Raw genomic sequence first — 18,470 nt, 5'->3', positions numbered from 1 at the left:
GCAGCACGACGCGTGATGCCCCGCCACAGTGCAGCGTCGACCGGTGGCCAGGTCAAGCGATTTTGGGGGTGTCAGGGGCGGTAGCGGTACGGGGTGGTGGTGCCGAGCGCGGTGAAGCCGAGGCGCTGGAGGATCGGGCGGCTCTGGTCGGAGGCGTCGACCTGGAGGTAGTCGTAGCCGTGCTCGGCGGCGATCGCGGCACGGTAGACGATCAGCGCGCGGTAGACGCCCCGGCCGCGCCAGTCCGCGGCGGTGCCGCCGCCCCACAGTCCGGCGAAGCTCGCGCCCGGCGGCAGCTCCATCCGCGCCGCGCTCACCGGCCGGTCGCCGGCCATCGCGACGACCGCTACCACGCTCTCGGGGGCCCCGGCGAGCTGCGCGAGCAGGGACCGGCGGATCCGGGCGCCGCCGGAGCCGAACGCCTGGTCGTGGACGTCGGCCAGCAGCTCGACGCCGGCCGGGTCGGTCACCCGCAGCAGGCGCACACCCTCGGGAGGGGCGGCCTCGGCCGACAGCTCGTCGATGCGGGCGACCATCAGCGTCTCGGGGGGATCGGGCGCGAAGCCGGCTGCCGTCAGCCTCCGCCCGAGGTCGGCCGGGCGGTCGTGGGAGTAGAGCTTCCACTCGAACTCCCCTCCCCGCGCGGTGAAGTGCGCGACCTGGGCCGCGATCGCCGCCGCGGCGCCGGCGTCGTCCAGATCCGACCAGAGCACGCCGTTCCAGCCGCCGTCCGCGCCGACCTGCCGCACCACGTCGCCGTCCCGCTCGACCCGGGAGCCGGGGCTGTCGGACCGGGCCTCCCGGCGCATCTGGCGGTCGAACAGTGCCAGTACCTCGTCCTTGTCCATCCGCCCACTCCAGCACAGGTAGCAGCTTCCCGGCTGAACGGGAAGCCGGGAAGGACTGCCGCCGCCACCTGGACGGCCCTGAAATCAGGCCGCCGCCCGCCGGGCCTGCCAGCGTGGGGCATGGACGGCAAGGTCCGACGGCGGATCGACTCGACGGAGGCATCAGGACATGGCAACACCAGGCGGATGGAGCGTGCCGACCGAGCCCGGACCCGTGGAGTGGCTGCCGGCGCTCGACATCCCCGAGCCCGCGGGCCAGCGCCGGCTCACCGTGTTGCTGCGCTTGCTGCTGCTGCTGCCGCACTTCGTCATCCTGGTGGTGCTGTCGTTCGTGGCGACCCTGGTGGTCATCGTCGGCTGGTTCGCCGCGCTGGCGACCGGCCGGCTGCCCGAGCCGATCGCCCGCTTCCTGGCGGGGTACGTCGGCTACTACACGCGGGTGGGGGCCAGCGCGACGCTGCTGGTCGACGCCTACCCGCCGTTCTCGCTGGACCCGCCGGCCGACTACCCGGTGCGGATCGAGCTGCGCCCGGGCCGGCTGAACCGGCTGGCCGTGCTGTTCCGGCTCATCCTGATGATCCCTGCGGTGATCATCCAGAGCCTGGCCAGCAGCGGCTGGTTCGCCGTGTCGGTGCTGATCTGGCTCTGGGTCCTGATCGCCGGCCGGATGCCCCGGCCGCTGTTCGAGGCGACCGCCGCCATCACGCGCTTCGCGATGCGGGTGCACGCGTACGGGCTGATGCTGACCTCGGCCTACCCGAAGGGCCTGTTCGGCGACGGTCCGCCGGACCCGCGGGTGGAGACCCACTCCGCCACCCGGCCGCTGCGGATCAGCGGGGCGGGCACCGCGCTGCTGGTGCTGTTCCTGGTGCTGGGGCTGGCGAGCAATGTCGTCGAGTCCGTCACGAACGGGCACAACAACGACATGTCCGCGCCCCGGAGGATCTCCCAACTGCCCTAGTAAAAATACATGTTGGTCACAGACTGGGGGTCCGTTCCGGAGTGCGGCCGGGTACCGTGGGCTGTCGGTCCACACAGCCGTGTGAGCGTTGCCCCGTGCTCCGAGAGGACGACTCCATGCACCATCCAGCGAGCGAAGGCGCCCCCCTGGTCCGCCGTACGGTGCTGTGCGTCCTCGCCCTGGTGAGCGCGGGGGCGCTCCAGCTCGGGTTCGACGCCAGCGCCCACGTCCACTCCGGTGCGGCGGACGGCGCGTCCACCGTGGTGACCAAGGGCCAGAAGGGCTAGGCCCCGGTGGGCCGTTCGCTGTCCACCACACGGTCGAAGCGGGTGGTGGTGTGCCGGACCGTGAGGTCGAGCTCGCCGCCGATGGCCGGCGCCCGGGTACCGGCGGGCAGGAACAGGATGCTGACCTGCATGTGCGGCGGCTCGGCGAACCAGAGCTGGCGGCCCTGCCAGGAGTAGGGCGACAGCGTGCGGTTGACGGTCGCCAGCCCGGCCCGGGCGATGCCCTTGGCGCGCGGGATCAGCCCGTGGTGGTACTTCGGGCCGTCCAGGCCGACGCCGTGCGCGGTGCCGCCGGAGACCACCAGCAGGTGGCCGTCGGAGGGCGCCCGGTGCTGGCGGTAGCCGTAGCGCTCCCCTCTGGCGACGGGCGTCACGTCCAGCACGGTCGCCCGGGCGGCCAGCGCGCGGGCCTGGCCGAGCCAGAGCCGGGTCCCGATCCGGGCGCGGAACTCCGTCGTGGGGAAGAGCTCCGCGAGACGGGCGATTTCGGGGGAGCCCAGGTGGCTCAGGAAGACGGTGTCGGTCGGCAGGCCCGCCGCCGCTATCGTCGCGATCCAGGCCACGACCTCCCCCACCGGGTCGGAGCCGTCCGGCCGGTCCAGCGGCAGGTGCAGCGCGAAGCCCTCGAAGGTGACGTCGTCAACGGCCTCGGCCAGCTGCACCAGGTCACCGGGGGCGATCCCGTGGCGGCGCATGCTGGTCATGCACTCCACCACCACCCGTGAGCCGTCGGGCAGCGCCCGGAGCGCGGTGACGTCGGTGATCGTCCGGATCACCCGGGTCGGCAGCGGCGAGTTCGGCTCGTGCGGCCGCAGGGGGGCGAGGACCAGGAGATCGCCCTCGTAGCGGTCGGCAGGCGCGCTGGCGTACTCCTCGGCGGCCAGTGCCTCCGCGGCCTCGTACGAGGTGCCGAACGCGATCATCGTGCTGCCCAGCCTGGCCGACTCCAGGGCCAGCCGACGGTTGCCGACGCCGTAGCCGTTGCCCTTGGCGACCGGGACCAGGCCGGGGAACTCGGCCAGCACGGTCTGCTGGTGCGCGCGCCAGCGTTCGGTGTCCACGTAGAGAGACAGGGCCATGGTGCGTTGCTCCTGAGGGAGGGTGAGGGGTTGCGAAGAGCCGGGGGTGCTCAGCGTCGGGACAGGTAGAGGTCCAGGACCCTGTGCAGGAGCTTGTTGAGCGGAAAGTCCCATTCGCCGAGGTACTCGGCGGCCTGGCCGCCGGTGCCGAGCTTGAACTGGATCAGACCGAACAGCGGGTGGCTCGGGTCGAGGGTGTCGCTGATGCCGCGCAGGTCGTAACTGGTGGCGCCGAGCGCGTGGGCGTCGCGCATCATCCGCCACTGGATGGCGTTGGAGGGCTTGACCTCGCGCTTGTGGTCGGCGGAGGCGCCGTAGGAGTACCAGACGTGCTCGCCGACCGTCAGCATGGTGGTGGCGGCCAGTGGTTCGCCGTCCTGGTGGGCGATGTAGAGCCGCATCCGGTCGGGGTCCTCGGCCGTCAGCGCGGTCCACATCCGCTGGAAGTAGGCCAGCGGGCGCGGGGTGAAGCGGTCGCGCTCGGCGGTCACCAGGTAGAGCCGGTGGAAGATCCGGAGGTCCTGGTACTGGCCCCGGACCACCTCGACGCCGCTCTTGTCGGCCTTCTTGATGTTGCGCCGCCACTGCTGGTTGAAGCCGCGGAGCAGATCGTCCGGCGTGCGGTCGGCCAGCGGGACCTGGAAGACGTAGCGCGGCTGGACGTCGCCGAAGCCGGCGCCGCCGTCCTCGTTCTGTAGCCAGCCGGACCTGCGCAGCCGGTCGGCCACCTCGAAGGCCCGCGGCTCGTACCAGTCCGGCTCGACGTCCCGCAGCCGCTTGGCCTCCTTGCCCGCCACGGCCTCCTTGATGGTGGAGGCCTCCCAGCGGCGCACCACCACCGGCGGCCCGATCTTCACCGAGAACGCGCCCTGCGACTTCAGGTGCGCCAGCAGGGGCAGGAGCCAGCGGTCCAGATCCGGGTCGAACCAGTCGATCACCGGGCCCTCCGGCAGGTACGCCAGGTACCGCTTCACCTTCGGCAACTGCCGGTACAGCACCAGCCCCGCACCCACCACCGCACCCGACGCGTCCACCCAGCCGACCGACTCGCTGCGCCACTCGCCCTTCACCTCGCCCCACGAGGGCACCTGCATGTGACTCGCGGACGGCAGGCTCCTGATGAAGGACAGATGCTCCTCGCGGGTGATCGTCCTCAGACGCAGACTCATGTTCCAGGTACTCCTAGGGAATCGGTGCCACAGCGCTGCCGGCACGTCGAATCACCGCAGGCCGGCGGGCGGCCTGCGCTTCGGGGAACGCGGGGCAGTGAGGAAACCGTAGGAATGCGCCCAGGCTCTGAGGCGTCTGTTGTGTAACAGTGACCGGTCGACTGTGTAACAGTGATTTCGTCGCAGGAAATATCGGAAAAGTTTCAGGAATCTCCTGGATATCGGAACAGCGGTACACAGAGGGCCTCGACCAGAGGCCATTACGTGCCTAAGGGAACGTCAAATACCGTGTGGAGACGGGGTGGAGGGACTCAGCACGGCAGCCGTCGGGCCGTGCGGCCGGCTCCCGCCCGCCGGAGGGTTCAGGTCCAGGCCCGCAGGGTGCGACCGCTGGTGAAGCAGCGCTCCTCGCCGGTGACCGGGTCGGTGAACTCCAGGCGCCTGGCCAGCAGTTGCAACGGGTTGTCGAAGTCGTCCGGCGCGCTGCCCGCCAGCAGGACGGGGTAGACCGGATCGCCGAGCAGCGGCAGGCCCAGGCTGCTCATGTGCAGCCGCAACTGGTGCGTGCGCCCGGTCATCGGCAGCAGCCGGTAGCGGCCCAGCGTGCCGCGGTGTTCGATCAGCTCGATCCGGCTCTCGCTGTTCGGCTCGCCCGCCACCTCCTGGGCGGCGATCACGCCGCGCTCCTTGAGGATCCGGCTGCGGACGGTGCGCGGCAGGACGAGCTCGGGGTCGTAGCGCGCGACCGCCTCGTACTCCTTGCGCACCAGATGGTCCCGGAAGAGCGTCTGGTAGGCGCCCCGGTGCTCGGGGGCGACGACGAACATCACCACGCCCGCCGTCAGCCGGTCCAGCCGGTGGGCGGGGCTGAGCGCGGGCAGGTCCAGGTCGCGGCGCAGCCGGGCCAGCGCGGTCTCGGCCACGTGCCCGCCGCGCGGCATGGTGGCCAGGAAGTGCGGCTTGTCCACCACGAGCAGCCGCTCGTCGCGGTAGAGCACGTCGATGCCGAACGGCACGGGCACCTCGTCCGGCAGGTCCCGGTGGAACCACAGGTAGCTGTCGGGCAGGAACGGCGTGTCCGGCGCCAGGGGCCCGTCCACCCCGACGAAGAGGCCCTCGCGCAGCATCGCCTCCACCCGGTCGCCCAGCCGTTCGGGGAAGTGGTCCAGCAGGTAGGCGCGCACCGTCGGCCACGGTCCCTCGCCGGGCAGTCGCAGTCGGACCGGGTCGATCCCGCCGCGTTGCGGCAGCGGGGCAGTGGGGAGCGGGGGGCGGCGGCGTCTCATCGGGGACAGCTTAGGCGCTGGCAGAATCGTCGGACCATGGACGAACAGACAGCCGCGCGTGGCGGCGTGCACAACAGCTACCAGGGTGGCCGCGCCGAGTTCATCGTGATGGCCGGCAGCGTCTCGGGCGGGATCACCTACGCACCGACGCAGCTCCCGCCCGAGGCCACCCGCGAGGAGCGGGCGGCTCTGGCGCTGGCCAAGCTGGTCGGCGCGCAGTGGGACGCCGAGGTCGTCGTCCGCCGCCTGTTCGATCCCGTGCCCATCCCGACCCGCTGGACCACCGACCACAGCGGGTACGCCGACCACGCCCGGCTCACCGGCAGTCTCGGCCGCGATGCCGCGGTGGGTGATCTGGGGGCGTTCGTCGAGGCCTTCCGCGCCCTCCCGGCGGGCCGGCTGATGGTGCTCGGCGAGGCCGGGTCGGGCAAGTCCACGCTCGTGGTGCTGCTCCTGCGGGAGCTCCTGAAGCGGCGCCAGGCCAAGGATCCGGTGCCGGTCCTGCTCCCGCTCGCCTCCTGGAACCCGGAGGCGGACCACCTCGACACCTGGCTGGCGGCCCGCCTGAGCCAGGAGTACCCGCACCTCCTGCGCGCGGAGTCCGGCGGCCCTGCGGTGATGACCCGGCTGGTCGAGGCGGGGTTGATCCTTCCGGTGCTGGACGGCCTGGACGAGATGGAGGCGGGTCTGCGCGGCGCGGCGGTGGCGCGGCTGAACGAGGTCCTGGACTGGCCGGTGCCGCTCATCGTGACCTCCCGGGCCGCGGAGTACGACTTGACGGCCGGCCAGGCCGGGATCCTGCGCGCGGCCGCGCTGCTGCGCGCCCGGCGCCTCACCCAGCAGGACGTCGTCGAACACCTGCGCGTCTTCGTCCCGCCGCATCTGAGCGCGCGGTGGCAGCCCGTCGTCGCCGCGATCACCGAGGCCCCGGACGGCCCGCTCGCCGTCACCCTGGCGCAGCCGCTGCTGTTGGGGGTGGTGCGCGAGCTCTACCGCGATCCGGCCGATCCGTCCCCGCTGCTGGACTTCGTGGATGCGCCGTCGCTGGAGAACCACCTGCTCGACGCGCTGGTCCCCGGCGTGTTCAAGCGCCCGCCGGCGCCGGTCGGGAGCCGGCAGGCGGCCGGGGCGTGGAACGGCGCCCGGGCGGAGCGCTGGTTGGGTTACCTGGCGGGGGAGTTGACGCGCCACAAGACGGAGGACTGGGCCTGGTGGGAGCTGCACCGGTCGGTGTCCCGGCGGAGGAGGGCGGCGGTGGTCGGCGTGCTCAGCGCGGGCGCCATGTGTCTCACCGTGGCTTTCGCGCTGGGCTTCGACGCGCTGTTGTTCAGTGCGGCCATGGGATGCGGATTCGGTGCGCTGGTGCCCTCGGCGTCCCTCGGCGAACGGGTGCGTGAGGGGCTGCTGGCGGCCGACGGCAAGGGCAGCGGCAGGGGCCACGGCAGGGCGCGGGTGCTGCTCACGAAACCGCTCAGCCGCTCCGCGGTCACCGTCGCCTTCGCCGTGATCGGTGGGCTGTGCGTGACGGTGATCGGCTTGCGGTTCCACGCCCTGGACGAGTCGTTCGCCTCGCTGGCACTCGTCGTCGTCGGGATCGGCTGCTCGGCGGGCGTGGGGTTCCTGGTGCACCTCGCGGACGAGTCGCCCAGGAGCTGGGACGCCCCGCTCACCGTGCGTCAGTCGCTGTCGCTGGCCCGTCGGAAGGCGGCCGGGGTGGCGTTCGGCGTCGGGCTGTCGGTGTCCGCGCTGGGCATGGTGATCCTCAGCTGCGTCTTCCTGCGAGGGGCGGGCCCGGGGCAGGAGTCAGACGGCCGGACGGCGGTGCTGCTGGCCGGCCTGCTGGTCGGGGTGCTGATCGCGCCCGGGGCCCTGCTCGTCACCGCCTGGGCCTCCTACCAGCAGACCCGCCTCTGGCTGGCCCTCACCGGCCGCCTGCCCTGGCGGCTCACGCGGTTTCTGCACGACGCCCACCACCTCGGCGTGCTGCGCCAGGTCGGCACGGTGTACCAGTTCCGCCACGCCCGCCTGCGTGAGCGACTGGCCGCCCGGGCCGCTGCCGGCGCGGTCAGCGCAGTGCCTGTGCCTGCCAGTAGGCGAACTGACGAACGGGGTCGCCCTCCAGGCGCCACGGCCAGGGGGTGACCGTGCGGCCGATCAGCTGGAAGACCACCTCGGCCTCGGGGAGCCGCTTGGCCTGGACGAGCGCGTAGGCCAGCAGGTTGAGGTCGGCCAGGGCCGCCGCGTGCTGGAGGTGGCCGGGCTTGGTCCAGTCGGCCAACGCCCGGTCCAGCGCGGACTGGGCGCGGGCCTGCGTCCACTGCTTCCTGGCCATCAGCGCGTCGACGCCGCCGCGGGCGACCGTCCGGTGGTGCTGGTCGACGACGGCCGTCAGTTCCAGGCCGGCGGCCGGCGCGCCCGCCGGTATCCGGTAGCGGACGTTGTCGACGAAGTCGAGCACCTGGCCGTGGGAGCCGCACTCCTCCGGCGACAGGTAGCCCAGCATCTGGAGGTGCGCCTCGCGGTTCCAGGCGTCGCGGGCCGTCAGCTCGTTCCAGGCCTCGGCCATGTCCTTCTGGTCGCAGCGCACCAGCCGCAGGATCCCGATCAGCACCAGCCAGGGCGTCGGATCGTTCGGCTGGATGTCGGCGGCCCGGTAGCACCCCTCCGCCGCGGCGCGCGCGTCGTCCATGACACCCGCCCTGCGGCCGTACGCCAGAGCGGCCCACGCCTGGAGGATCAGCGCGTCGGCACTGTTCGGCCGCCGCCGAAGCCAGGAGCGGGCGAGACTGGACTCGGCCACGGACTCGGCGATGACCGAGAAACGATGCGAACGCCGGTCCCAATCCGTTCCCGCATTCCGGATCAGCCGCTCGATCTGGTCGAGCTGAATGTCGGTGAGCCCCGGCATGGGGGGCGTGTCCAGCTGCTTGCAGACCCGACCGAGGTCACGGTCGTCGAGTTCGGGGGCCAGGTGCGGGCCGGAGCTTCGAAATCTCTGAAGGATGGACACGGGCGCAGCCTAGAGACCTCCCGGGGGCGTGGAGAAGGCCCCGGATTGAATTGTTATTGGAATCGGATACTGGCGAGTTTCCTGAATGTGCACGTCATCGTCGGGGGGGGCTTGCCCGCCGGGTGGTGCAATGGGGGGTGGTTTCGTTCCGGTCGAACGGTGGCAACCATCCCGCCATGACCATTCGCGACCAGGTATGCCTGGTGACCGGCGCCGCCAGTGGGATCGGGCGGGCCGTGGCCGTGCGCTTCGTCGCCGAGGGCGCACGGCTCGTCGCCACCGATCTCGACGGCGCGGGCCTCGACCGCCTGGCCGGACAACTGCCGGGGATCACCACGGTGGTCGGCGACGTCTCCGAGGCGGCCGACGTCCGGCGCATGGTCGGGGCGGCAGTCGAGCGGTACGGGCGGCTGGACGTCGCGGTGGCCAACGCGGGCGTGCTCCCGTTGATGGAGATCACCGAGGCGGACGGTGAGGACTTCGACCGGGTGATGGCGGTGGACGGCCGGGGCATGTTCCTCACCTGCAAGTACGCGATCGAGGCGATGGTGGCGCAGGGCGGAGGGGGCGCGATCGTCTGCGTCTCGTCGGTCTCCGGAGAGGCCGGGCAGCGTGGTCAGGCGGTGTACGGGCCCGCCAAGTTCGTCGCCTCCGGGCTGACCAAGCACCTGGCCGTCGAGTGGGCCGACCGCGGTATCCGGGTCAACGCGGTGGCGCCCGGCACCATCCGCACCGAGCGGGTCGCCCGCCTGCCCCAGGAGCCGGGCGGCGCCGCGTACTTGGAGGCGATTGAGAAGATGCACCCGATGGGCCGGCTCGGTGAACCGCCGGAGGTCGCGGCGGCGGTGGTCTTCCTGGCCTCGCCCGAGGCCTCGTTCATCACGGGCGCGGTGCTGCCGGTGGACGGGGGCTACCTCGCCCAGTGAGGGGGGCGGGGGAGTCGGTCAGTGCGGGGGGGTGCAGAGCGCTTCCACATGCCTGATGCGCCGTCGGCGAACTAAGGCGCGTCGGCGGACCCGGTCACGCATGCTGAGGGCATGGACGTGATCGAGATAGCGCCAGGACTGCGTATGCTCCGCTTCCTCGTGGGCTCGGCCTACTTGTGGCGGGACGGCCGCGAGTTGACCCTGATCGACGCCGGTACGGTGGACTGCGCAGCGGAGATCGAGGAGGCGTTGGACGGCGAACTGCGGCGGATCGTGCTGACGCACTGGCATGAGGACCACACCGGCTCCGCCGCTGAACTCGCCGCCCGGCACGGGGCGGAGGTGGTGGCGCATGTGCTCGATGCTCCGGTGATCCGGGGGGAGGTGGCCGGGGCGCCGCCGGTGCTGGAGGAGTTCGAGGTGGCGATCAGGGCGGGGATTCCGCCGCTTCCGGCGGCTCCGCCCTGCCGGGTGGACCGGGAGGTGGGGGACGGCGATGTGCTGGAGTTCGGTGGTGGGGCCGTGGTCGTTGCCGCGCCCGGGCACACGGATGGGTCGATCGCGCTCCACCTGCCCGGGCCGAAGGTGCTGTTCACCGGAGACGCTGTCGCCAACGTCGGCCGGACGATGATGGGTGTCTTCAACACCGACCGTGGCCGGGCTGTCAAGTCGCTGCACCGGCTTGCTGAGTTGGAGGTCGAAACGGCGCTCTTCGGGCACGGCGACCCGATCATCCACGGCGCGGCCGCCGCCCTGCGGCAAGCGGCTGCCTCCACCATGCTCTGAGGAGTCGAGTTCGGGGTGTGTGGCGGTGTCCTGGTACTTCCCGATGGGAAGTAGGTGGCCTTGTCGGTAACCACCACCGCCGGGCTACGGTCAACCCCGTTGGACCGAGCGACCGATATACGGCCTTTCGGTAGATATATTCCAAGGAGTTGGCTCTGATGTCCTCGATGCGCGCGGTGGTGCAGCACACCTTCGGTGGCCCGGACGTTCTGCGGGTGGAGGAGGTGGCCCGTCCGGAGCCGCTGCCGACCGAGGTCCTGGTGCGGGTGCACGCCGCCGGGATCAACCCGGTGGACTGGAAGACCCGTGGGGGCACCGGCATGGCGGGGATCCTCGGTGAGCCGCCCTTCGTGCTGGGGTGGGACGTCTCCGGTGTGGTGGAGGCGGTCGGCTTCGGCGTGACGACGCTCAAGGCCGGCGACGAGGTCTACGGCATGCCGTGGTTCCCGCGGGCGGCCGGTGGCTACGCCGAGTATGTGACCGCGCCCGCCCGCCAGTTCGCCCGCAAGCCCGCCACCGTCGGCCACGAGGTGGCCGCCGCCGTGCCGCTGGCCGCGCTGACGGCCTGGCAGGCCGTGGTGGACACCGCCGACGTACGCGCCGGACAGCGGGTGCTGATCACGGCCGCCGCCGGGGGCGTCGGCCACCTCGCGGTGCAGTTCGCCAAGCACCTGGGTGCCCACGTCATCGCCACCGCGAGCGGGGGCCGCCACGCCTGGCTCAAGGAACTGGGCGCCGACGAGGTCATCGACTACCACGCCGTCCGCTTCGAGGACGTCGTACGGGACGTCGACGTCGTCATCGACCTGGTCGGCGACGACCCCGACCGGACCGGGACGCGCTCGCTGGAGACCCTGCGCCCGGACGGCCTGCTCGTCGCCGTCCCGGCCGGCGTCTCCACGGAGCTGGCCGAGGCCGCAGCAGCGCGCGGTGTGCGGGTCACCCCGTTCCTGGTGGAGCCGGACGGCCCCGCGCTGCGCCGGATCGCCGACCTCATCGACGCCGGTGAGGTGAGCGTGGAGGTCGAGGAGGTCTTCCCGCTGGAGCGGGCCGCCGAGGCCCACGCCCGCGGCGAGAGCCTGCGCACCCGCGGCAAGCTCGTCCTGCGCGTCACCGGCTGAGACCGCGTGGCCTGGAGCACGGCTGCGATCCTGGGGGCCGCGTCTACGCCACCGGTGCCGCGGACTCCTGGTGGCCGGGCACGCTGGTGATGCCGTCGATGTTGTCCTCGACCCAGCTGCGCAGCATGCGCAGCGGCACGGCCGCGCTGTGGCCGAGCGGGGTCAGGTCGTATTCCACGTGCAGTGGAACCTCGGGGTAGATGGTGCGGTCGACGAGGCCGGCGTCCTCCAGGCGGCGCAGGGTCTGGGTGAGGACCTTGGGGCTGACGCCCTGGAGGGTGCGCTGCAGGGCGCCGAAACGCCGGGGGCCGTCTTCGAGGGCTCCGATGGCCAGGGCCGCCCACTTGTTCGCCAGCAGGTCCAGCATCGCGCGGCACGGGCATTGGGCCGCGTAGACGTCGTGGTGGGCATGCTGCCCGGTCAGGCAACGGGTGGTCACAGAACGCTCCTCAGCAGCATGCTTCCCTTTGGGAAGTACGTTCCCCGGATACTAGCCACCGCCTCGGGGGTGTGGTCAAGCCCGCTCGGGTTCAGGGCTCAGGACCTTGGCGGTGAAGGCCGCCAGCTGTGCCCGCGCCTGCTCGCGAGTCATCTGCCGTGAGCCGACGAGGTGTTCGACGAGGTCGGCGCGGGTCGCGGCGAGGAGCGCGTGCGCGGTGAAGACGCCGTCGGCGTGGCCGAGGATCGCACCACCGACACCGTCCGGCGCCTCACCGGCCGCCCGCCGCGCAGCTTCCGCGCGTTCGCGGAGCGGGAACTGGCGTCAAGCAGCTGACGTCGGAGGACGGCGCCCGGGGTGTCGGCCCGGGTGGTCCGGTCCTGACGGTGTCTCAGAATGCGGACGTCCTGGCGGATTGCTGTTCTCAGCGCGCCGGATTGCGCCTAGGCTGGCCGGGCAGCTGGTTCGCCCCGCCCGTTCGGGCAGGTGCGTCGTAAGAGGGAACCCGGTGGGAATCCGGGACTGCCCCGCAGCGGTGAGTGGGAACGACCGCCGTCACATGCACTGGGCCCCGGAGGGGTCTGGGAAGCGACGGCCAGTAGGTGTCCGCCCTTTCACAGGGTGGCCGTGCCCGCGAGTCCGAAGACCTGCCCGTTGCCCGCACCCGGGACACCCGTGTGCGGATTTCTTCCGGTGACCTCGAGGGCGGGTCGGCGTACAGATCAGGCGGAGTCCGGCATGCGGTGGGTACGTATGCGGCCGACCGCCCGGTTCGTCATCCCTTCGCGCTGTCGTCCCGTCACCGGGAGCAGGAGCACGTCTCGCGAAGGAGAGTCCTTTGACAGCGAAGTCCGTAGCCGCGGCGACCCGGGCCACCGTGCACGGTTACCCCCGCCAGGGCCGCAACCGTGAACTCAAGAAGGCCGTCGAGGGTTACTGGAAGGGCGGCGTCACCGCGCAGGCCCTGCAGGCGACCGCCGCCGAACTGCGCCGGGAGAACTGGGCCCGGCTCGTCGAGGCCGGCATCCAGGAGGTGCCCACCGGCGACTTCTCGCTCTACGACCATGTGCTGGACACCACCGTCGCGGTCGGCGCGATCCCCGCCCGCCACCGCGCGGCGGTCCACGCCGACCCGCTGGACCGCTACTTCGCCATGGCGCGCGGCACCCAGCTGGTCGCGCCGCTGGAGATGACCAAGTGGTTCGACACCAACTACCACTACCTGGTGCCCGAGCTGGGCCCGGGCACCACCTTCACCGCGAACCCGGCCAAGCAGGTCGGCGAACTGCGCGAGGCCCTGGCCCTGGGCCACAGCGCGCGCCCGGTCCTGCTCGGCCCGGTCACCTATCTGCTGCTGGCCAAGCCCGCGCCGGGGGTGGCCGACGACTTCCAGCCGATCACCCTGCTGGACCGGCTGATCCCGGTCTACGCCGAACTCCTCGCCGACCTGCGCGCCGCCGGGGCCGAGTGGGTGCAGCTGGACGAACCCGCGCTCGTCCAGGACCGCACGCCCGCCGAGCTCAACGCCGTCGCGCGCGCCTACCGCGAACTCGGCGCGCTGAGCGACCGTCCCAAGCTGCTCGTCGCCAGCTACTTCGACCGCCTCGGCGAGGCGCTGCCGGTGCTCGCCAAGGCCCCGATCGACGGGCTCGCACTGGACTTCACCGGTCCCGCCGCCGCCAACCTCGACGACCTCGCGGCCGTCGGCGGTCTGCCGGGCAAGCGCCTGATCGCCGGCGTGATCGACGGTCGCAACATCTGGATCAACGATCTGGAGAAGTCGCTGGCCATCCTGGCGACCCTCTTCGGCCTGGCCGGCCGCGTCGACGTCGCGCCGTCCTGCTCGCTGCTGCACGTTCCACTCGACGCCGCCGCCGAGCGCGACCTCGATCCGCAGATCGCCCGTTGGCTCGCCTTCGCCCGCCAGAAGACCGCCGAGAGCGCGCTCCTCGCCCGCGCGCTGCGCGAGGGCACCGGCGCGATCGCCGCCGACCTCGCCGCCAACCGGGCCGACCTCGCCTCCCGGGCCACCTCGCCGATCACCCGGGACCCGGCCGTGCGCGCCCGGCTCGCCGGCACGACCGCCGAGGACGCCCGCCGTGCTCAGCCCTACCCCGAACGGGCCGCCGCCCAGCGCGCGCGGCTGCGCCTGCCGTTGCTGCCGACCACGACCATCGGCTCCTTCCCGCAGACCGCCGAACTGCGCGTCGCGCGCGCCGACCTCACCGCCGGGCGGATCGACACCGCCGCCTACCGCGAGCGCATCGAGGCCGAGGTCCGCGAGGTGATCACCTATCAGGAGAAGGCGGGCCTGGACGTCCTGGTGCACGGTGAGCCCGAGCGCAACGACATGGTCCAGTACTTCGCCGAGCAGCTGACCGGCTACCTCGCCACCCGGCACGGCTGGGTGCAGTCCTACGGCACCCGCTACGTGCGCCCGCCCGTGCTGGCCGGCGACATCTCCCGCCCGCACCCGATGACCACCGACTGGTACCGCTACGCGCAGGACCTGACGGATCGTCCGGTCAAGGGCATGCTCACCGGCCCGGTCACCATGCTCGCCTGGTCCTTCGTCCGCGACGACCAGCCGCTCGCCGTGACCGCCCGCCAGGTCGCCCTCGCCCTGCGCGACGAGGTCACCGACCTCGAGGCCGCGGGTGCCGCCGTCATCCAGGTCGACGAACCCGCGCTGCGCGAAACCCTGCCGCTGCGCGCCGCCGCCCGGCCCGGCTACCTGGACTGGGCCACCGAGGGCTTCCGGCTGGCCACCTCCGCCGTCCGCGCCGACACCCAGATCCACACCCACATGTGCTACGCCGAGTTCGGCGCGATCATGACCGCGATCGACGAGCTGGACGCCGACGTGATCTCGCTGGAGGCGGCCCGCTCGCACATGGAGGTCGCCCACGAGCTGGCCGGGGCCGGCTACCCGCGCGAGGTCGGCCCGGGCGTCTGGGACATCCACTCCCCGCGCGTCCCGAGCACCGAGGAGGCCGTCGAACTGCTGCGCGCCGGCCTCGCCGCGATCCCGGCCGAGCGGCTCTGGGTGAACCCCGACTGCGGCCTCAAGACCCGCGGCTGGACCGAGACCCGCGCGTCGTTGGAGAGCCTGGTCGGCGCCGCGCGCCGGCTGCGGGGTGAGCTGGAAGGCTGAGCTGATCTCAGGCCGTGTCGGGGCGGCCGGGCGGCGGAGCGGGTAGCGGGGGAACGCTCGCGGAGCTGCCCGACCGCCTGCCGACGTCTTAGCGCACCTCGTGGAACAGGGAGTTAGCGCCGTCACGCTGTTCGCAGGATTGATCACGATCGCCACCCGATCGTGGTCGAAATGACGTACAGTCTGAGTGGATGGACAGGCCAGGGGCATACCCCGGCCCGTCCTCCCCGGCGGGGGCCTGGTGAGGGCCGGTTCGCACCACGGGTGTGGGCGGGTTCGCCCCGGGGTGTCGCGGAGCGGGGTGAGGCGGCCGACCGAGGGGGTGGGATTGTCGTGCGAGTCGGGTCACGGGTCGCGTTGGGCGACGACATACCTGAACAGGTCCTGCGGCGAGACGATCCGTCCCACGATGTGTCCAGACCTTTCCAACACCTGGGTGTTCTGGGCATGCTGTGTGAGACCGCCGGTGAGGTGCTGCCGACGTGCGTCCCGTTGACCGGGGTCGCAGCCCCGGTTGCGCGGCGGTGCTTCACCGTGCTTCCAGGGAAACCCTCTCAACGATCGGAAGGTGCTCGCTGCCCGACTGAGTACGGGTGCCCGGCGACAGTGCGGTCGCCTCGCCGCCCTTTGCGGACTCGGTCCGCCGGCCGGGCGGCCGTCCAGGGCCCTCCCGGCGTCGTGATCGCTCCTGTCGCATCGTGACCGGCCCGGATTCTCCCCGCGCGCCGGATGGCTGCCACCGCGTGTGCGGCGGTCGGCGCCGCAGCTCGAACCGGCCGATCGCGCGGCACTGCCCCCGGTGGCACCGGCATGCCTTCCTGGTGCCGAACGCCGGTTCCCCGCAAGGGGAATGCCGGACGATGTCCCGAGATGTCGGCTTTCGCAGGCCGGTCCGCCCCGCTTGCGCCCCCGGCCCCGGCCGCCTCCCCCCGTCCCCGGATCACGGGGGATTCCACCGTCCGCCACCGACCGCCAGGCCCCCGCCTGCCCCGCGATCGATCCAGGCACACTCGGCACGATCGTGTGGCAGGCCCCCATACCTATGTCGAATCGCGTGGCACCTGAGCGAGGCCCGCCGACCAGCAGGGCTTCGCAGGGCGTCATCGATTCCGAGTTGGAGAATACAGTGTTATTTCGGACTGCCACGACACCCGGACCCTCCCTGCAAGTATCCGACGAAGTAACCCGATTGGCAGCGCGTTCCGCGCAGTCGTGGTGCGACGGCCGGCTCGGCCGGAGCATGGACCTGGCCGCCGCCGCCACGGTGCGGGCGCGCGCCGGAGCCCCGGGCGAATGCACGCTGAAGGCCAGAATCTGGCACGCGACGCTGCTGACACGGGTCCGCGGCCTGGAGTCGGCCACCGACCTGCTCGCCGACGACACGTCGTCCACGCACGGGTCGAACCAGGTGGAGAAGCGCGCCGCCTATCTGTTGTGCGAGGCGGAGATCGGCCTGGCCAAGGGGGACCTCGACGGGGCGCTCGCGTCGGCGGAGGCCGGTCTTCGTCTCGCACAACAGGCCGGCAACCGTGCGCTGACCCCCAGCGGGTTCCTCGTCATGGCCGTCGCCATGACCCGGCGGCTTGATCTCACCACGGCCCTCCACTACGCGAACCGGCTGCGGGACCACGCCCTGCTCGGGCACGCGAACCTGATGGCCGGGCAGTGTGCCTGGGCCGTCGCGCAGGTCCTGGAGGCCCGGGACGGGACGGAGAGCATCGCCCACCTCCTGAAGGGCCTGGTGCACGACGGCGCGCTGCTGCGGGAGCTGCTGGTCTCGCAGCCGGCGGCGGCCGCCTGGTTGGTCCGGGCCGCGCAGCGGTTGGAGGACGACGAGATCGCGGTGCGGACGGTCACCGAGGTCAGCGAACTCGCGGTGCGCAACCCCAGCTTCCGTACCGTCCAGGCGGCGTCGGCGCACGCCATCGGCCTGTTCGAGCGCAACGCGTCCGCCCTGGAGAAGGCATCCGGTCTGCATCTGGACCAGTGGGCGCAGGCCTCCGCGCTGGAGGACGCGAGTGCGGTGCGGTTCGCCCGCCGCTCGGAGCAGGAACAGGCCGTCGAGCTGCTCAAACGGGCGGCGGACGGCTACCTCGCGGTCGGCGCCTCCCGGGACGTCCTGCGGGTGCGCAGCAAGCTCCGGGAACTGGAGGTGAACAGCGGGCAGTTCTCGCGGCGCCCGAGCCGGAGCAGGATGAAGGTCAGTCAGTTGACCGACACCGAGTACGCGGTGGCCGAGCTGGTGAGCCAGGGGCTCACCAACGGGCGGGTCGGGCGGCAGCTCTTCATGTCGCCCCACACGGTGGCCTTCCACCTCAAGAAGATCTTCCGCAAGCTCGACGTCGCGTCCCGGGTGGAGCTGGCCGGCACCTGGAACCGACTCGTGGAGGAGCGGACGACCGGGCTGGGCGCCGAGTCCGCGTTCGTGACCGAGGCTCCGGTGGGACGGCTGGCGGTGTGAGGCCCGCGCGCCGGTGCGCGAGGTCCACGGCCGACCGCGGAATCGGCCCCTCCAACGGGGCTCCGCGGGCGCCGGCCGGACCGTCGGGACCGGCGCGCGGGCGGGCTGCGCCGCTCCTCACAGGGCCGGTGGCCACCGGCGCTACCAGACTGAGGGATGCCCGTCCGGGGCGTTTCTCCTTAGACTCCAAGAGAGTTGGAAAAGCCGTTCCGGTGAATCGATCAGGACAATCTAGGGGCCATTGGTGTCTTCTCTTCTCCACATTGATTCGAGCATCCGCACCACCGGCTCCGTGACGAGGGAGTTGTCGTCCTATTTCGCCACCGAGTGGCGCCGGAACCACCCCGACGGCGGCTACACCTACCGCGACCTCGGCGCCGAGCCGATCCCGCACATCACCAACGCGGTGCGCGAATCCCTCCTGGACCCCAGCCGTGACCACGGGCTGTCGCCGGAGGAGAAGGCGCTCACCGAGGCGGTGGTGGCCGAGGTCCGCGAGGCGACCACGGTGCTGCTGGGCGTGCCGATGTACAACTACGCCATCCCGTCGACGATCAAGTCCTGGATCGACCTGCTGGTCAGCCCCGCCCACATGGTGGCCCCGGGCGCCGACTCGGGCCTGCTCAGTGGCAAGACGGTCATCGTGGCCACCGCCCGCGGCGGTTCGTACGCACCGGGGACCCCGCGCGAGGGCTGGGACCACCAGGAGCCGTACCTGCGGGCTGTGTTGAGCTCGATCGGGCTCGCGGACAACCTGAAGTTCGTCCACGCCGAGCTGACCCTCTCGGCGATCGTGCCGGCCATGGCGGCCCTCAAGCCGCTGGGTGAGCAGTCCCTGGCGACCGCCCACGAGACGCTCAAGAAGCTCGCTCTCTGACGTCACGGCCGCTGTTCCGGCCGGCGGGCACCTCGCGGGCGGACAGCGCTCGCGGCGGGCTGTGGC

The 18,470-nt window shown here is 72.0% G+C and carries 15 protein-coding genes, 2 pseudogenes and 1 riboswitch; of the genes and pseudogenes, 10 read left to right on the top strand and 7 right to left on the bottom strand.

Going from position 1 to position 18,470, the window contains the following annotated elements:
* Nucleotides 1-71 precede the first annotated feature (71 nt).
* On the bottom strand, nt 72-848 hold the full coding sequence (locus BS80_RS03130; RefSeq protein ID WP_035792283.1) for a GNAT family N-acetyltransferase: 777 nt from the start codon (nt 846-848) through the stop codon (nt 72-74).
* A 169-nt stretch (nt 849-1,017) separates the two neighbouring features.
* Here BS80_RS03130 and BS80_RS03125 point away from each other — a divergent pair, with 169 nt between their 5' ends.
* Nucleotides 1,018-1,809: a DUF4389 domain-containing protein gene (locus tag BS80_RS03125; protein ID WP_051965809.1), complete on the top strand. Its 792-nt coding sequence runs from the start codon at nt 1,018-1,020 to the stop codon at nt 1,807-1,809.
* 116 nt (nt 1,810-1,925) lie between these two features.
* Nucleotides 1,926-2,096, top strand: coding sequence for a hypothetical protein (locus BS80_RS40320; RefSeq protein ID WP_157535815.1), 171 nt, complete (start codon nt 1,926-1,928; stop codon nt 2,094-2,096).
* Here BS80_RS40320 and BS80_RS03120 read toward each other — a convergent pair.
* From BS80_RS03120 to BS80_RS03110, 3 genes are all read right to left on the bottom strand, one after another.
* Nucleotides 2,093-3,175 (bottom strand): alanine racemase, encoded by a 1,083-nt coding sequence (locus tag BS80_RS03120; protein WP_035792277.1) that lies wholly within the window; start codon nt 3,173-3,175, stop codon nt 2,093-2,095. The genes BS80_RS40320 and BS80_RS03120 overlap by 4 nt on opposite strands.
* Before the next feature lie 50 nt (nt 3,176-3,225).
* A complete protein-coding gene (locus BS80_RS03115; RefSeq protein ID WP_035792274.1) occupies nt 3,226-4,344 on the bottom strand; it encodes a lipid II:glycine glycyltransferase FemX in 1,119 nt (372 codons plus the stop codon).
* A gap of 362 nt (nt 4,345-4,706) precedes the next feature.
* A complete protein-coding gene (locus BS80_RS03110) occupies nt 4,707-5,630 on the bottom strand; it encodes a pseudouridine synthase (protein ID WP_035792271.1) in 924 nt (307 codons plus the stop codon).
* Between the two features lie 36 nt (nt 5,631-5,666).
* Between BS80_RS03110 and BS80_RS03105 the strand changes: the two genes are divergently transcribed.
* On the top strand, nt 5,667-7,772 hold the full coding sequence (locus BS80_RS03105; protein ID WP_035792260.1) for an NACHT domain-containing protein: 2,106 nt from the start codon (nt 5,667-5,669) through the stop codon (nt 7,770-7,772).
* On the opposite strand, the gene BS80_RS03100 is transcribed toward BS80_RS03105, so the two are convergent.
* Nucleotides 7,696-8,640, bottom strand: a complete 945-nt coding sequence (locus tag BS80_RS03100) for a hypothetical protein (RefSeq protein ID WP_035792257.1) — start codon at nt 8,638-8,640, stop codon at nt 7,696-7,698. The genes BS80_RS03105 and BS80_RS03100 overlap by 77 nt on opposite strands.
* 176 nt (nt 8,641-8,816) lie before the next feature.
* Here BS80_RS03100 and BS80_RS03095 point away from each other — a divergent pair, with 176 nt between their 5' ends.
* The 3 genes from BS80_RS03095 (at nt 8,817) to BS80_RS03085 (ending at nt 11,473) form a co-directional block, all read left to right on the top strand.
* A complete protein-coding gene (locus BS80_RS03095) occupies nt 8,817-9,566 on the top strand; it encodes an SDR family NAD(P)-dependent oxidoreductase (RefSeq protein ID WP_035792254.1) in 750 nt (249 codons plus the stop codon).
* Between the two features lie 111 nt (nt 9,567-9,677).
* On the top strand, nt 9,678-10,352 hold the full coding sequence (locus BS80_RS03090) for an MBL fold metallo-hydrolase (RefSeq protein WP_035792251.1): 675 nt from the start codon (nt 9,678-9,680) through the stop codon (nt 10,350-10,352).
* A gap of 167 nt (nt 10,353-10,519) precedes the next feature.
* Nucleotides 10,520-11,473: an NADP-dependent oxidoreductase gene (locus tag BS80_RS03085; protein ID WP_408607340.1), complete on the top strand. Its 954-nt coding sequence runs from the start codon at nt 10,520-10,522 to the stop codon at nt 11,471-11,473.
* A gap of 43 nt (nt 11,474-11,516) precedes the next feature.
* On the opposite strand, the gene BS80_RS03080 is transcribed toward BS80_RS03085, so the two are convergent.
* Together BS80_RS03080 and BS80_RS42420 are read right to left on the bottom strand one after the other, a co-directional pair.
* On the bottom strand, nt 11,517-11,912 hold the full coding sequence (locus tag BS80_RS03080) for a winged helix-turn-helix transcriptional regulator (RefSeq protein ID WP_035792245.1): 396 nt from the start codon (nt 11,910-11,912) through the stop codon (nt 11,517-11,519).
* 75 nt (nt 11,913-11,987) lie between these two features.
* A pseudogene (locus BS80_RS42420) lies at nt 11,988-12,152 on the bottom strand (TetR/AcrR family transcriptional regulator); the annotation flags it as partial.
* On the opposite strand from BS80_RS42420, the pseudogene BS80_RS40315 reads away from it, so the two are divergent.
* From BS80_RS40315 to BS80_RS03065, 4 genes and pseudogenes are all read left to right on the top strand, one after another.
* Nucleotides 12,150-12,248 (top strand): annotated as a pseudogene (locus BS80_RS40315) (ergot alkaloid biosynthesis protein); the annotation flags it as partial. The pseudogenes BS80_RS42420 and BS80_RS40315 sit on opposite strands and share 3 nt — an antisense overlap.
* A 108-nt stretch (nt 12,249-12,356) precedes the next feature.
* Nucleotides 12,357-12,581, top strand: a riboswitch (cobalamin riboswitch).
* Between the two features lie 169 nt (nt 12,582-12,750).
* Nucleotides 12,751-15,066 carry a 5-methyltetrahydropteroyltriglutamate--homocysteine S-methyltransferase gene (gene metE / locus BS80_RS03075; RefSeq protein WP_035792241.1) on the top strand — a complete coding sequence of 772 codons (2,316 nt, stop codon included), beginning with the start codon at nt 12,751-12,753 and terminating at the stop codon, nt 15,064-15,066.
* Between the two features lie 1,189 nt (nt 15,067-16,255).
* Entirely contained in the window at nt 16,256-17,527 is a 1,272-nt protein-coding gene (locus BS80_RS03070; RefSeq protein WP_157535813.1) for a response regulator transcription factor, read from the top strand.
* A 244-nt stretch (nt 17,528-17,771) separates the two neighbouring features.
* Nucleotides 17,772-18,404, top strand: coding sequence for an FMN-dependent NADH-azoreductase (locus tag BS80_RS03065; RefSeq protein ID WP_035792239.1), 633 nt, complete (start codon nt 17,772-17,774; stop codon nt 18,402-18,404).
* Nucleotides 18,405-18,470: the final 66 nt, after the last annotated feature.

The sequence above is a fragment of the Kitasatospora mediocidica KCTC 9733 genome (assembly GCF_000744225.1).
Taxonomy (GTDB): domain Bacteria; phylum Actinomycetota; class Actinomycetes; order Streptomycetales; family Streptomycetaceae; genus Kitasatospora; species Kitasatospora mediocidica.
This window is presented reverse-complemented; position numbering and strand designations above follow the sequence as displayed.